At 67.6% G+C, this 13,468-nt stretch carries 14 protein-coding genes and 1 pseudogene; 9 read left to right on the top strand and 6 right to left on the bottom strand.

The window, feature by feature from the left end:
• Together G6N57_RS16480 and G6N57_RS16485 are read right to left on the bottom strand one after the other, a co-directional pair.
• Positions 1 to 1,548: a glycoside hydrolase family 13 protein gene (locus G6N57_RS16480; protein ID WP_077741417.1), complete on the bottom strand. Its 1,548-nt coding sequence runs from the start codon at positions 1,546 to 1,548 to the stop codon at positions 1 to 3.
• 1 nt (position 1,549) lies between these two features.
• Positions 1,550 to 1,954, bottom strand: a complete 405-nt coding sequence (locus tag G6N57_RS16485; protein ID WP_077741416.1) for a globin — start codon at positions 1,952 to 1,954, stop codon at positions 1,550 to 1,552.
• A gap of 144 nt (positions 1,955 to 2,098) precedes the next feature.
• On the opposite strand from G6N57_RS16485, the gene G6N57_RS16490 reads away from it, so the two are divergent.
• The 3 genes from G6N57_RS16490 to G6N57_RS16500 are packed head-to-tail and all read left to right on the top strand — an operon-like array spanning position 2,099 to position 3,492.
• Positions 2,099 to 2,743 carry an HNH endonuclease gene (locus tag G6N57_RS16490; protein ID WP_077741415.1) on the top strand — a complete coding sequence of 215 codons (645 nt, stop codon included), beginning with the start codon at positions 2,099 to 2,101 and terminating at the stop codon, positions 2,741 to 2,743.
• 58 nt (positions 2,744 to 2,801) lie between these two features.
• Positions 2,802 to 3,035, top strand: coding sequence for an aa3-type cytochrome oxidase subunit CtaJ (gene ctaJ, locus G6N57_RS16495; RefSeq protein ID WP_097926431.1), 234 nt, complete (start codon positions 2,802 to 2,804; stop codon positions 3,033 to 3,035).
• Positions 3,022 to 3,492, top strand: a complete 471-nt coding sequence (locus G6N57_RS16500; RefSeq protein ID WP_065463265.1) for a DUF5130 domain-containing protein — start codon at positions 3,022 to 3,024, stop codon at positions 3,490 to 3,492. The genes ctaJ and G6N57_RS16500 overlap by 14 nt, the downstream gene beginning before the upstream one ends.
• 39 nt (positions 3,493 to 3,531) lie before the next feature.
• On the opposite strand, the pseudogene G6N57_RS16505 reads toward G6N57_RS16500, so the two are convergent.
• The 4 genes and pseudogenes from G6N57_RS16505 to G6N57_RS16520 form a co-directional block, all read right to left on the bottom strand.
• Positions 3,532 to 4,588, bottom strand: a pseudogene (locus G6N57_RS16505) (IS110 family RNA-guided transposase).
• A 306-nt stretch (positions 4,589 to 4,894) separates the two neighbouring features.
• The gene (locus G6N57_RS16510) at positions 4,895 to 5,233 is read right to left on the bottom strand and encodes an HNH endonuclease (protein ID WP_077741412.1); all 339 of its coding nucleotides are present in this window, start codon (positions 5,231 to 5,233) and stop codon (positions 4,895 to 4,897) included.
• Between the two features lie 94 nt (positions 5,234 to 5,327).
• Entirely contained in the window at positions 5,328 to 7,919 is a 2,592-nt protein-coding gene (pepN, locus tag G6N57_RS16515) for an aminopeptidase N (protein WP_077741411.1), read from the bottom strand.
• Between the two features lie 38 nt (positions 7,920 to 7,957).
• Positions 7,958 to 8,362: a DUF732 domain-containing protein gene (locus G6N57_RS16520; protein ID WP_077741410.1), complete on the bottom strand. Its 405-nt coding sequence runs from the start codon at positions 8,360 to 8,362 to the stop codon at positions 7,958 to 7,960.
• 282 nt (positions 8,363 to 8,644) lie between these two features.
• Between G6N57_RS16520 and G6N57_RS16525 the strand changes: the two genes are divergently transcribed.
• From G6N57_RS16525 to G6N57_RS16550, 6 genes are all read left to right on the top strand, one after another.
• The gene (locus tag G6N57_RS16525; protein ID WP_077741409.1) at positions 8,645 to 9,262 is read left to right on the top strand and encodes a mycothiol-dependent nitroreductase Rv2466c family protein; all 618 of its coding nucleotides are present in this window, start codon (positions 8,645 to 8,647) and stop codon (positions 9,260 to 9,262) included.
• A 67-nt stretch (positions 9,263 to 9,329) separates the two neighbouring features.
• Positions 9,330 to 10,724, top strand: coding sequence for a purine-cytosine permease family protein (locus G6N57_RS16530; protein ID WP_077741408.1), 1,395 nt, complete (start codon positions 9,330 to 9,332; stop codon positions 10,722 to 10,724).
• Positions 10,721 to 11,161, top strand: coding sequence for a nucleoside deaminase (locus G6N57_RS16535; RefSeq protein WP_077741407.1), 441 nt, complete (start codon positions 10,721 to 10,723; stop codon positions 11,159 to 11,161). The genes G6N57_RS16530 and G6N57_RS16535 overlap by 4 nt, the downstream gene beginning before the upstream one ends.
• A complete protein-coding gene (locus G6N57_RS16540; protein ID WP_077741406.1) occupies positions 11,158 to 12,117 on the top strand; it encodes an isopenicillin N synthase family dioxygenase in 960 nt (319 codons plus the stop codon). Before G6N57_RS16535 ends, G6N57_RS16540 begins: the two co-directional genes overlap by 4 nt.
• A gap of 63 nt (positions 12,118 to 12,180) precedes the next feature.
• Positions 12,181 to 12,660 carry a ribose-5-phosphate isomerase gene (locus G6N57_RS16545; RefSeq protein WP_036448970.1) on the top strand — a complete coding sequence of 160 codons (480 nt, stop codon included), beginning with the start codon at positions 12,181 to 12,183 and terminating at the stop codon, positions 12,658 to 12,660.
• Between the two features lie 3 nt (positions 12,661 to 12,663).
• Positions 12,664 to 13,458 (top strand): Fpg/Nei family DNA glycosylase, encoded by a 795-nt coding sequence (locus G6N57_RS16550; RefSeq protein WP_077741405.1) that lies wholly within the window; start codon positions 12,664 to 12,666, stop codon positions 13,456 to 13,458.
• Positions 13,459 to 13,468 lie beyond the last annotated feature (10 nt).

A 13,468-nucleotide genomic window follows, 5' to 3' on the forward strand; every position in this document is an offset into this window, starting at 1 on the left:
TCAGATCAGCCAGGCGGCGGTGTCGGCGGGCAGTAGGGCGTCCGTCAGCTCGCCACTGCCCAGCAGCACCTCGCCGGGCGGCAACGGAACCGGCCCGGCGCCGGTGTTGAGGACACACACCAGGCCGCCTTCGCGTCGCATCGTCAGCACGCCGCCCGAGTGCTCCAGCTCGATCCGGCTGCCGGTGAATTCCGCACGGCTGGAGCGTAATTGGATGGCCCGTCGATAGAACTCCAGCGTCGACGACGGATCAGCCTGCTGACGCTGCACCGTCAACGCCACCCAGTCGGCGGGTATCGGCAGCCAGGTGTCGGGGTTCGACGAGAATCCGAACGGCGGAGCATCGCCCGACCACGGCAGCGGCACCCGGCATCCGTCACGCCCGCGTTCGGTGTGACCGGAGCGCTCCCACACCGGATCCTGGAGCACCGCGTCGGGCAGGTCCACATTGGGCAGCCCGAGTTCCTCGCCGTTGTAGACGAACACCGCGCCCGGCAGTGCCAGCATCACCAGGGCCATCGCCCGGGCCCGCGCCAGCCCCCGGGCGCCGCCACCGTAGCGGGTGACCTCACGTTCCACGTCGTGGTTGGACAGCGTCCAGGTGGGGGTCGCCCCGGCAAGGTCGGCCGCGACGATCGCGTTGTCGATCGCGTCGTGGACCTCGGCGGCGTCGAAATCTGCTTGCACCAGCCGGAAATTGAAGCCGAGGTGCAGTTCGTCGGGACGCAGATACTTGGCGAAGCGCTCGTTGCCGTGCACCCAGACCTCACCGACGGCCACCGCGTCGGGGTAGTCGTCGAACACCTTGCGGATGAACCGATGGATGTCGTGCACGCTGTCGTTGTCGAACCGGGGGTCGTCCTCGCTGTTACGCAGCAGTGCGGTGTCGGTGACAGCCATGTCGGGCAACTCGGGTGGCTTGGCCATACCGTGGGCCACGTCGATCCGGAACCCGTCGACCCCGCGGTCGAGCCAGAACCGCAACGTCTTCTCCAGGTCCTCGAACACCGCCGGGTGGGTCCAGTTCAGGTCGGGCTGGGCGGGATCGAACAGGTGCAGATACCACTGGCCGGGGCTGCCGTCGGGTTCGGTGACGCGGGTCCACGCCGGACCCCCGAACACCGACACCCAGTTGTTCGGCGGCAGCTCACCGTGCGGGCCACGGCCGTCGCGGAAGATGTAGCGGTCGCGTCGGCGTGGATCGGTCAGGGCCTGGACGAACCACGGGTGCGCCGAACTGGTGTGGTTGGGTACCAGGTCCATGGTCACCCGGATCCCGCGGGCGTGCGCGGCGTCGAGCAGGCGGTCCAGGGCGGCGATGCCGCCGAACAGCGGGTCGACATCCCGCGGGTCGGCGACGTCATAGCCGTGGTCGGCCATCGGCGACACCATGACGGGGTTGAGCCACAATGCGTCGACGCCGAGCGTTGCCAGATAGTCCAGCCGGGCGCTCAGGCCGTCGAGGTCACCGACCCCGTCGCCGTTGCTGTCGGCGAATGAGCGGGGATAGACCTGGTAGAAAACCGCGTCTGCCCACCACCGGCGCATGTCAGAACGCCGAGTTCACCATCGAGTCCGCGGCCATGGTCAGGTAATCCAGCAACGCGCGGCGGTGCGGGTCGTCCAGCGTGGTCGAGTCGATCGAGGCCACCGCGGTGTGCATGCAGCGCAGCCAGGCGTCGCGCTCGAGGTATCCGATCCGGAACGGTGCGTGCCGCATCCGCAGCCGTGGATGGCCACGCTGGTCGGAGTACGTCCGCGGCCCACCCCAGTACTGCTCGAGGAACATCCGCAGCCGCTCCTCGGCGCCGTCGATGTCGTCCTCGGGATACAACGGCAGCAGAATCTCGTCCTCGCGCACCAGCTGGTAGAAGCGCGACACGATCGCCGCGAACGTCTCGTGCCCACCGACTTCGTCGTAGAAAGATCGCTGCACCTGCGTCACGTCACTCATTGTGGTCCATTGTGGCCTGACGGCACGTCGGCGCCGGTCACGGCACTGTGGTCACCTGGTGTTCATTGGACTGACCTGCGAACACACAAAGAATTTTCGTGCGTATCTCCTGGATCCGTGGTGGACTGTGTCCTCGGAGGCTCCATGGCGCACAGCAAAAAAGGCCATATACGACGGACCGGCCACATACCCGGCCCATCGGGACCCCATGTGCCAAATCGCGCCCTGCACAGCGTCGAGGTACTTCCCACCGCGGCGCCCGACGCGTCCCTGTGGGGCCGCCGCCGCGTCCTGCTCCTGAACTCCACCTACGAACCGCTGACCGCGCTGCCGCTGCGGCGCGCGGTGATCATGGTGATGTGCGGCAAGGCCGACGTCGTGCACGACGATCCGTCGGGGCCGGTCATCCACTCGGCCACCCGCACCATCGTGGTGCCCTCGGTGATCCGGCTGCGCACCTTCGTCCGGGTGCCCTACCGGGCCCGCATCCCGATGACGCGTGCCGCGCTCATGCACCGGGACCGCTTCCGCTGTGCGTACTGCGGCGGGCGGGCCGACACCGTCGACCACGTCATTCCGCGCAGCCGCGGCGGCGAGCATTCCTGGGAGAACTGCGTGGCGGCGTGCGCGGCGTGCAACCACCGCAAGGCGGACCGGCTGCTCGCCGAACTGGGCTGGTCACTGCGCTGTGTGCCGATGCCGCCGAAAGGTCAGCACTGGCGACTGCTGTCGACGATCAAGGAGCTCGACCCGGCCTGGGTGCGCTATCTCGGCGAAGGAGCGGCGTGAGCCCGTGTTGCTGGGCACTCTCGGCGCGTCGACGCATTGCGGCTGATACGGTTTGCGCGTGAGCACAGCACTTACCCATTCCCTCCTCGGAGGGGTTCCGCTGGTGTTGTTCGTGGTTCTGGCGTTGATCTACATGACCCGCAAGGGACCGCACCCGGCTACCTACAAGATGTCCGAGCCGTGGACCCACGAGCCCATCCTGTGGGCCGCCGAGGAGCCGCAGGATCACGGACACGGCGGGCATGATGCACACGGCGTGACGATCGGAGGCGGCGCAAGTGGCAAGTGGTGAAATCGCGACCGCGACCAAAGAGGTCGACCTGCCCTACGGCTATGCGCTGACCTACAGCGGCCGGATCTCCGGCGTCACCGAGCCCGGTGAGCTGTCGGTGCACTACCCGTTCCCGACGATGGACCTCGTCGTCCTCGACGACGCGCTGAAGTACGGCTCGCGGGCGGCCAAGGCCCGGTTCGCCGTCTACATCGGCGGCCTCGGCACGGACACGGCGGCCACCGCACGCGAGATCCTGGCCAAGGTGCCCACCCCCAACAACGCGGTGCTGCTCGCGGTCTCACCCGACCAGCACGCCATCGAGGTTGTCTACGGTGCCGACGTCAAGGGTCGTGGCATCGAAGAGGCCGCCCCGCTGGGCGTCTCGGCGGCTGCCGCCTCCTTCAAGGAAGGCAACTTGATCGACGGTCTGATCAGCGCCGTGCGCGTGCTGTCGGCCGGCGTTTCACCTGCCTAGTTTTCCAACGCCCTTTGCACCGCGAGCATTGCTCCTATGTCAAGCGGCGGCCGGGTGTGGGTCGTTGAGGCGGGTTTGTTCGTCGGTGTGGAGTCGGTGGTAGACGGTGCGGGCGAGGCGGCGTTTGAGGCAGCGGAGGGCTTCGGTTGATGAGTCGCCGTGGGCGAGGCGTTTGCGGTAGTAGAGCTGTCCGGGGCTGTTGGCGATGCGGATCTGGGTGAGGGCGATGCGGTAGAGGGCGGCATTGAGTTGGCGGTTGCCTGAGCGTGTGAGGCGGACGCGTCCGGCGGTGTTGCCCGACCACACGGGGATGGGGGCGGTGCCGCTGTGGCGGGCGAAAGCCGCCTCGTTTTTGAACCGCTTTACGCCGGCGGTTTCGCCGACGAGTTTGGCCGCGGTCAATTCACCGCAGCCTTGAAGGGCCAGCAGTTCGGGGGGCGACATCGTGGACGTGCTGGCCGATTCGAGCGGCGAGGGCGTTGACGGTGTCGGTCAGGCGGGTGATGTCGTCGAGTTCATCGCGGGCCAGCTCGGCGAGCAGTCCGTGCAGGGTGTCGAGCCAGTTGCCCAGCTCGGCACGGGTCTTGGCCCGGTCCAGGGCACCGCGTTTGGGGGTGCGGGCGGGGTCGAGTTCATGGATTCGTCCCAGCAGTCGGTTGATTGTTGAGGTCCGTTGAGCCACAAGGTCTTCGCGGCGATCCACCAGTAGTTTCAACTCCCGTGACACCTCGTCGTGGGCGGCGACGGGCAGATCGGGATACCGCAGCACTGCGTGTGCGACGGCCAGAGCGTCGATCGGATCGGACTTGCCGCGGGTGCGGGCGCAGGCTCGGGTCTGGGCCATCAGTTTGGGCGCTACCCGGACCACCCGTTGGCCCGCTGAGAGTAAGTCGCGCTCGAGGCGGGCCGAGAGATTGCGGCAATCTTCGACGCCCCAGAGCAGGTCTTGGCCGAACTGGCTGCGCGCCCACTGCAACGCCGTGTGGTGCCCGGCGGTGGTCGCGGGGACGACTTTTTCACCTAGTTTGGCGCCGGCCTCGTTGACTGCGACGAAGGTGTGGGTGCGCTTGTGTACGTCGGTGCCAACAATCACCATGGACAGTGCCTTCTTTCATCAAGAGGTGGATGAGTGAAGGTTGGGCCGGCCGGCGGACACATCTCAGTGGGGGCGGTGCCACGCTCCTATCAAGTCACGCCGGTCGGTCCTTCCCACCTGATGTCGGCAGAATGCTCGAATGCCAACCCAGACGGATGGCAGTGCGTGTTTGAGCCAGACACCAGGTGGAAAGAACCCAACCACCGCAACAGCGGCAATCACCACATTGACACTGAGTGCGTGTCTGCTGTCCGACACGCCGCTCGCGGTCGGCGTTTTGCGCACGGTCGCGGGCCGGCGAGATGCCTACGCCAGGCTGGCGCGGATCTCCACGTAGCGCGTCAGGAACGCACGCTCGTCGAGCCGTTTGCGCCGCATCCAGGTGCTGACCTCGAAGTTGCACTTGCTGGCATTACACGATCCGCAGGCCGGCACCACATTGTCGACGGTGTAGCGCCCGCCGCGTGAGATCGCCATCACGCAGTCCTTCTGGAACGGACCCGTCGCGCTCTGGCAGTAGGCGCACCCGCCCCACGCCGTTTGGATGGCTTCCCACTGCTCGTCGGTGAGGTCGTGGACCACGAGGTCCATCCGGCGCTTGCGCTTGCGGGCGGCCCGCGCCGCGCGGGTTCTGCTGACGGCCACCGACCAAGGGTATGAGCCCCGCGAGCGTGCGCAGAATGCTGCTCTGACACGGCGTGTCGGGGCGCAGACACGCACGCTCGCGGGGCAGAGGCGATCAGCTCACGTCGAAGGCGCGGGCGCGCAGGGAGCGCTCCACGCCGGCACGGCCCTCGACCACCAGGCGGCGCAGCGCCGGCGGCACCTCGGGATCGGACAGGAACGCGTCCGCCGCGTCGAGCCCGTTCTGGCTGATGTCCCATGACGGGTACAGCCCGATCACCACGGTCTGGGCGACCTCGCTGGACCGCCGCTCCCACACCCCGGAGATCGCCGCGAAGTAGCGCGTCGTGAACGGCGCCAACAACTCGGACTGGCCGGGCTGGACGAATCCGCCGACGATCGCGCGGGTGGTGATGTTGGCGAGCGTGTCGTCCTCGATCACCTGCTCCCACGCCGCGGACTTCACCTCGTCCTGCGGGCGGGCGGCCGAAGCCGCCGCGGCGTGCCGCTTGCCGGCCGCGGTCGGGTCGCTCGCGGCCTCGGCGTCGATGAACGGCGTCTCGGGACCGTCGGCGTCGATGTCGCCGTTGCGGGCCAGCGCGGTGACGATCCGCCACCGCAGATCGGTGTCGATCACCAGGCCAGGCATGTTCACCGCGGCGGGCTCGTTGTCGAGCAGCGTCGACAGCACGGCGACGTGGTTCGGCGACAGGACCGAGGTGCACAGCGCGTTCACGAACGCGAGCTGGTGATCGGATCCCGGCGCGGAGTTGCCGGCCAGATCGAGCAGGGCATCTCCGAACGCCCGCCAGCCGATCTCGGTGGCCCAGGCAGGATCGGCGTAGGAGCTCAGCGCGGTCTGTGCCTGCATGAGCAGCCGCTGCGCGACACCGACCTCGGTCTCGGCGTGCACCCCGCTCATCACCAGGGCGACGAAGTCGCGGGCCTTCATCTCGGCCTCGCGGGTCATCTCCCAGGCCGCCGACCAGGCCAGCGTGCGGGGGAGCGGATCGGCGATGTCGGCGATCCGCGACAGCACCGTCGACAGCGAGACCGGGTCCAGCCGCAACGAGCAGTAGGTCAGGTCATCGTCGTTGACCAGGATCAGCTTGCCGCGCGAAACACCCACCAGTGCAGGCACTTCCGTGATCGGGCCTTCGACGTCGAGCTCCTCGCGGTGCACCCGCACGAGCTTGCCGGAGCCGGCCGGGTCTTCGTCGTAGATGCCGACGGCCAGCCGGTGCACGCGGGTTTCCCCGGCGCCCGGCGCCGCACCCGACTGGGCGATGGAGAACCGGGTGAACGCACCGGAATCGTCGACGTCGAAGTCCGCCCGCAGCGTGTTCAAACCCGTTGTCTTGAGCCATTGCTGACCCCAGCCGGACAGGTTCCGGCCGGAAGACTTCTCCAGAGCACCCAGCAGATCGCCGAACGTGGCGTTGGCGAAGGCGTGGTCGCGGAAGTAGTCGCGCAGGCCCGACAGGAACTCTTCGAGCCCGACGTAGGCCACCAGCTGCTTGAGCACCGAGGCGCCCTTGGCGTAGGTGATGCCGTCGAAGTTCACCTCCACGGCGGCCAGGTCCGGGATGTCCGCGGCGACCGGGTGGGTCGAGGGCAGCTGGTCCTGCCGGTAGGCCCAGGACTTCTCGACATTGGCGAAAGTGGTCCACGCCGTGTCGTATTCGGTGGCCTCGGCCTGGCACAGCACCGACGCGAAGGTCGCGAAGGACTCGTTGAGCCACAGGTCATCCCACCACTGCATGGTGACCAGATCGCCGAACCACATGTGCGCCATCTCGTGCAGCACGGTCTCGGCGCGGCGCTCGTAGGAGGCCCGGGTCACCTTGGACCGGAAGACGTAGTCCTCCAGGAACGTCACCGCGCCCGCGTTCTCCATGGCGCCCGCGTTGAACTCGGGCACGAACAGCTGGTCGTACTTACCGAACGCGTACGGCGTGCCGAAGTTCTTGTGGTAGAAGCCGAAACCCTGCTTGGTCTCGGTGAACAGCCGCTCGGCGTCCATGAACTCGGCCAGCGAGGCCCGACAGAAGATGCCCAGCGGGATCTCGCCGTGCTCGTCGGAATACGAGTCGCGCCACACCGCGTACGGCCCGGCGATCAGCGCCGCCAGATAGGTGCTCATCTTCGGGGTGGTGGCGAAGGTGTGCACGGTGCCCGAGCCGTTGGGCTCGGCGGTGGTGGTGGCGCCATTCGAGATCACCTGCCAGTGCGACGGCGCGGTGACCTGCACGTCGAACGTGGCCTTCAGGTCGGGCTGGTCGAAGCAGGCGAACATCCGCTTGGCGTCGGCGGTTTCGAACTGCGAGTAGAGGTAGACCTCGTTGTCGACGGGATCGACGAAGCGGTGCAGGCCCTCGCCGGTGTTGGAGTAGAGGCAGTCGGCGTCGACCACCAGGACGTTGTGGGCGGTCAGGCCGGGCAGCGCGATGCCGGTGGATTCGTCGTAGCCGGACACATCCAGTGCGATGCCGTTGAGCGTCGCACTGCGGACGGTGTCGGCCGCCAGGTCGATGAAGGTGTCGGCGCCGGCGAGGGCCTCGAACGTCACGGTCGTGGTCGACCGGAAGGTACGTTCGCCCGGCCCGCCGTTGCCGTCGGTGAGGTCGAGGACGACGCGGTAGTTGTCGACGGTGACCAGAGCGGCGCGCTCGATGGCCTGTTCGCGAGTGAGATTGGGAAGTGCCACCCGTCCAACCTAGTGGCTGGACGTCGGCTGGACCCGGCCTACTGGGGGAAGCCGGCGATCCCGGCGAGTCCGTTCAGCGCGCCCAGGTTGTTCAGAATCGACCCGTCGCTGATCGACGACATCATCTGCGGGCAGTACATCTGGATCGCGATGCCGGTGAAGAACGACGCCATCTGCGGGGACATACCGCCGTCGCCGCGCATCTGGGAGGCCACCGACGCGAAGTCCTTACCGGGCTCGACCAGCATCGGACAGACGTCCTGGCCCATCCGGACGGCGGTGTTGGGGTCGCCATAGCCCACCCCGGCGTTGTTCAGCGCGTTCAGGAACGAGCTGTCGGTCGGGTCGTTCGGGGCCGGCACCGGATCGGCTTGCGCAGGGGCGGCCAATGCGAGGACGGCGGCGACGGCACCTGCGGTCGTCAGGAGGGCACGAGCGGCCATATTGAGCTCCTCAGCTATCACGCAGAACCCTTAGATCGCTCTGCTCACTTGGGCAACAGTGGTTCACCAGGGTCACAGGAACAACACGTTCCGGTAAAGGTTCGCGCACTATGCGTTTCCTGTGCTGCTGCCGTGACTTCAGCATGCATGTCGGACATGCCAGCCACCAACCTTGTCGTAAACGGCCCGCGGATAGTTACTCGGAATCGGGAACATCTCACTGTGGGTGCAGAGTTGTGCTGAATGCAGTTGTGCCCTGAACCACATCGAGAGGACCCACAGATGGCTCAGAAGGATCAGAAGGACACGGCCGGATTCTGGTTCGACCCGCTGTGCCCGTGGTGCTGGATCACCTCACGCTGGATTCTCGAAGTCGAGAAGGTCCGCGATATCGACGTGCAGTTCCACGTCATGAGCCTGGCGGTGCTCAACGAAGGCCGCGACCTGCCCGAGAACTACCAGGAACTGATGAAGAAGGCCTGGGGCCCGGTCCGGGTCGCCATCGCCGCCGAGCAACTCAAGGGCCCGGAGATCCTCGGCCCGCTCTACACCGCGATGGGCTTCCGGATTCACAACCAGGACAACAAGGACCTCGACCAGGTGATCGCGCAGGCGCTCGACGAGGTCGGGCTATCCGCCGAACTGGCCGAGGCGGCTGCCACCGACAAGTACGACGACGCACTGCGTAAGAGCCATCACGAGGGCATGGACGCCGTCGGCGACGACGTCGGCACCCCGACCATCCACGTCAACGGTGTCGCGTTCTTCGGTCCGGTGCTCTCGAAGATCCCGCGCGGCGAAGAGGCCGGCAAGCTCTGGGACGCGTCGGTGACGTTCGCGTCGTACCCCCATTTCTGGGAGCTCAAGCGCTCCCGCACGGAGGCCCCGGAGTTCGACTGAGGGGTGAACCGCACCCAAAATCGCGATTCCGCTTGCGTAACACCGCGGCTCACGCCACGGTGTACGCATGACAGCGGCTGAGCCCAGTACCGACGGTTCCTACCGCGACAGGATCGCAGCTGTCGAGCCGGGAGGTAACGAGCACATCGCCGACGCCGACCGGCACGGCAAGCCCAGCCAGTTGTTCTGGACCTGGACCTCGCCGAACCTGGAATTCGCCACGATCTTCCTGGGCGTGCTCGCCGTGTCCGTCTACGGCATGACGTTCTGGCAGGCGGTGGCCGGTCTGGCGATCGGCACCGGCCTCGGCGCGCTCGCGCATTACTTCCTGTCCAAGCGCGGGCCCCTGCACGGCGTCCCGCAGATGGTGCTGGGCCGCTTGGCGTTCGGCTTCAAGGGCAACGCGGTGCCGTCACTGCTGATGACGGTGACTGCGGGCATCGGGTGGTTCGCCACCAACAGCGTCAGCGGCGCGTTCGCGCTGTCCACGCTGTTCGGCATCGCGCCCGTGCTGGCGTTGGTGCTCGTGGTCGTGGTGCAGACCGCGCTGGCGGTGTTCGGCCACAACCTGGTTCAGGCGTTCGAGCGGTGGGCCTTCCCGGTGCTCGCGGTCATCTTCGCGATCACCTCGGTGGTGATCCTGACCAAGGCGGACTTCGGTGCGCCCGCGGTCACCGGCGGCGTCGGCGGAATGGGCGGGTTCCTGCTGACCGTGGGCACCGCGTTCGGTTACGTCGCCGGGTGGGCGCCGTACGCCGCCGATTACACCCGGTACCTGCCGCGGTCCGAGGCCGGACCGCGCACCGGGTTCTTCGCTGCCGCAGGGCTGTTCGTGTCATGCATGCTGCTTCAGACGGTGGGTGCGGCGTCGGTGACCATCGGCCCGGCGGTCTCGGACAATCCGACCACCGCGTTCACCTCGGAGCTGGCCCCGTGGTTGGCGAGCCTGACCCTGCTCGCGATCGCGATCGGGGCGGTGGCCGCGAATGCGATCAACATCTATTCGGGCGCAATGGCTTTCGTGACTATCGGGATCAAGCTGCCGCACCACATCGCCCGGGCCCTGGCCACCGGGTTCTTCGGGGTCGTCGGCTTCCTCATCGCGTGGTGGGCGCTGGCCGACGCCGCGGCGAGCTACGAGGCGTTCCTGCTGATCATCGCGTACTGGATCGGGCCGTGGCTCGGCGTGGTGTTCGCCGACGAGTATCTGCGCGGCGACGCACCCGTCGCGCACTTCCTCTACGACCGGTCCTACACCAACTGGCCCGGCCTGGCGTCGTTCCTGATCGGCCTCGTGGTGTCGGTGACGCTGTTCTGCAACCAGGCGAAGTTCGTCGGCTACATCGCCCGGGAGGTGCCGCAACTGGGTGACATCACGTTCTTCGTCGGGTTCCTGATCGCCGGCCTGAGCTATCTCGTGCTGTGCCGGTCCAAGTTGGCAGCGGAGAAGGTGCCGGCATGACCCCGGAACAGATGCTCGACGTCGCCGTCGAGGAAGCCCGAAAAGGATTGGCCGAGGGCGGTATCCCGATCGGTGCCGCCTTGTTCGGCTCGGACGGGACGCTCCTGGGCGCCGGGCACAACCGTCGCGTGCAGAACGACGACCCGTCGATCCACGCCGAGACCGACGCCTTCCGCGCCGCCGGACGCCAGCGCGGCTACCGGTCGACGATCATGGTGACGACGCTCTCGCCGTGTTGGTACTGCAGCGGCCTGGTCCGTCAGTTCAACATCGGCGCGGTGGTGATCGGCGAGAGCCGGACGTTCACCGGCGGTCATGACTGGCTGGCCGAGCACGGGGTAGCGGTTACCCTGCTCGACGATGAACGCTGTGTGGCGATGATGGAGGACTTCGTCGCCGAGCGGCCGGATCTGTGGGCGGAGGACATCGGCGAATGAGCGCGATAGCAACGATTGACATGTCCCGGTGGTACGCCGGTGGGGCCGAGGCCGACGAGGTTGCCGCCGAGGTCGATGCCGGGCTGCAGCGCGCCGGGTTCATCGTCGTCACCGGCCACGGGGTGGACACCGACCTGGCGGCCAAGGTGCGTGCGGCCAGCCGGGAGTTCTTCGCCCTGCCCGACGACGTCAAGCAGCGCTACTCGGTACCCGTCGGTGGGCACGGCTGGATCGGGCCGGGAGCCGAGGCCAACGGCTACGCCGAGGGCACCGAGACCCCGCCCGATCTGAAGGAGAGTTACAGCCTCGGCGCCGAGACGGCGACCGGCGACCCCGAGGTCGACCGGATCTGGTTCGCGCCCAACGTGTGGCCGGCCGAGGTGCCCGCGCTGCAGGCCTTGGTCGACGAGTACACCGCCGCGATGCGGAAGGTGTCCGACGACCTGCTGGCGTTGTTCGCCCACGCCCTCGGGCTGGCCGTCAATCCTTTTGTCGCCCTGGCGGATCGGCCGACGTGGACCATGAACATCAATCACTACCCGCCGGTCAGCGTGGTGGGGGAGCCGGAGCCGGGCCAGTTCCGCATCGGCCCGCACACCGACTTCGGCACGGTGACGATCCTGGATCGCGAACCGGGGGCCGGTGGGCTGCAGGTCTACTCCGAGCAGGAGGGCTGGGAGGACGCGCCGTGGGAGCCCGGATCGCTCACCGTCAACATCGGTGACCTGCTGGAGTACTGGAGTGGCCGCCGCTGGCCGTCGGGCCGGCACCGGGTGCTGCCGCCGCAGCCGCACGCCCCCGAAGAAGACCTGGTATCGCTGATCTACTTCTACGAGGCCAACCACGACGCCGTCGTCACCCCGCTGGAACCGCCCGTCGGCAAGGTCGGTGGCCTGGATCCGGTGACGTCATCGTCCTTCATCAAGGAACGGCTGGACGCCATCACCATCGGCTGAGGCGGCGATCGGGCTGAAGCGGTTAGCTCGGGGCATCCGGTGCCGTCTGCGAGAATGACCGCCATGCGCGTTTACATCGGTGCCGACCACGCCGGATTCGAGTTCAAGCAGACCATCATCGAGCACCTCAAGAAGACCGGCCACGAGCCGATCGACTGCGGTGCCTACACCTACGACGCCGACGACGACTACCCGGCGTTCTGTATCGACGCGGCGGTCAAGACGGTCGCCGATCCGGGCAGTCTGGGCATCGTGCTGGGCGGCTCGGGCAACGGTGAGCAGATCGCCGCGAACAAGGTGCCCGGCGCCCGGTGTGCCCTGGCCTGGAGCGTCGAGACTGCCAAGCTGGCCCGCGAGCACAACAACGCGCAGCTGATGGGTCTGGGTGGTCGCATGCACAGCGAGGAGGAGGCGCTGGCCATCGTCGACGCGTTCCTGTCGACGCCGTGGTCGGAGGCCGAGCGCCACCAGCGCCGCATCGACATCCTCGCCGCCTACGAAAAGGACCACGTGGCCCCGCCGGTTCCCGGCGCGCCCGCCTGACCCATGCCCGAAGGGCACACCCTGCACCGGCTGGCCCGGCTGCACCAGAAGCGGTTCGGCCGGGCGCCGGTGGTGGTGTCCAGCCCGCAGGGCCGCTTCGCCGACGGTGCGGCCGCGGTCAACGGCCAGGTGTTCAAACAGGCCGACGCCTGGGGCAAGCACCTGTTCCACCACTATGACGGCGGCCGGGTGGTGCACATCCACCTCGGCCTGTACGGGACGTTCACCGAGGCGCCGGTCCCGCTTGGGTTGCCGGTCGGGCAGGTGCGGATGCGACTGGTGGGCACCGAGTACGGCACCGACCTGCGCGGGCCCACGGTGTGCGAGGTGATCGCCGAGCCGGAGATCGCCGACGTGGTGGCCCGCCTCGGGCCCGATCCGCTGCGCAAGGACGCCGATCCCGCGCTGGCCTGGAAACGAATCAGTAAGTCGCGCAGGTCAATCGGTGCGCTGTTGATGGACCAGTCGGTGATCGCCGGAGTCGGCAATGTGTACCGCAGTGAGTTGCTGTTCCGTCACCACATCGACCCGTACCGGCCGGGCACGCTGATGGGGCAGGCCGAATTCGGCGACATGTGGGCCGATCTCGTCGAGCTGATGAAGGTCGGGGTGCGTCGCGGCAAAATCGTCGTCGTCCGCCCCGAGCACGATCACGGCGCCCCGTCGTACGGTCCAGGCCGGCCCCGCACCTATGTCTATCGCCGGGCGGGGGAGGCCTGCCGGGTGTGCGGGGCCACGGTGCGCACCGCAGAACTGGAGGCCCGCAACTTGTTCTGGTGTCCGGACTGCCAGGTGTGAGTGCGCGGCG

It is taken from the genome of Mycolicibacterium boenickei (assembly GCF_010731295.1).
Lineage (GTDB): Bacteria > Actinomycetota > Actinomycetes > Mycobacteriales > Mycobacteriaceae > Mycobacterium > Mycobacterium boenickei.

Excerpts from the sequence above, each read along its gene's own strand:
- G6N57_RS16520 (WP_077741410.1), bottom strand. The coding sequence starts at position 8,362 with ATGGCCGCTCGTGCCCTCCTGACGACCGCAGGTGCCGTCGCCGCCGTC.
- G6N57_RS16540 (WP_077741406.1), top strand. The coding sequence starts at position 11,158 with ATGAGCGCGATAGCAACGATTGACATGTCCCGGTGGTACGCCGGTGGG.
- G6N57_RS16490 (WP_077741415.1), top strand. The coding sequence starts at position 2,099 with ATGGCGCACAGCAAAAAAGGCCATATACGACGGACCGGCCACATACCC.
- G6N57_RS16530 (WP_077741408.1), top strand. The coding sequence starts at position 9,330 with ATGACAGCGGCTGAGCCCAGTACCGACGGTTCCTACCGCGACAGGATC.
- G6N57_RS16480 (WP_077741417.1), bottom strand. The coding sequence starts at position 1,548 with ATGCGCCGGTGGTGGGCAGACGCGGTTTTCTACCAGGTCTATCCCCGC.
- G6N57_RS16550 (WP_077741405.1), top strand. The coding sequence starts at position 12,664 with ATGCCCGAAGGGCACACCCTGCACCGGCTGGCCCGGCTGCACCAGAAG.
- G6N57_RS16545 (WP_036448970.1), top strand. The coding sequence starts at position 12,181 with ATGCGCGTTTACATCGGTGCCGACCACGCCGGATTCGAGTTCAAGCAG.
- G6N57_RS16485 (WP_077741416.1), bottom strand. The coding sequence starts at position 1,954 with ATGAGTGACGTGACGCAGGTGCAGCGATCTTTCTACGACGAAGTCGGT.
- G6N57_RS16535 (WP_077741407.1), top strand. The coding sequence starts at position 10,721 with ATGACCCCGGAACAGATGCTCGACGTCGCCGTCGAGGAAGCCCGAAAA.
- G6N57_RS16525 (WP_077741409.1), top strand. The coding sequence starts at position 8,645 with ATGGCTCAGAAGGATCAGAAGGACACGGCCGGATTCTGGTTCGACCCG.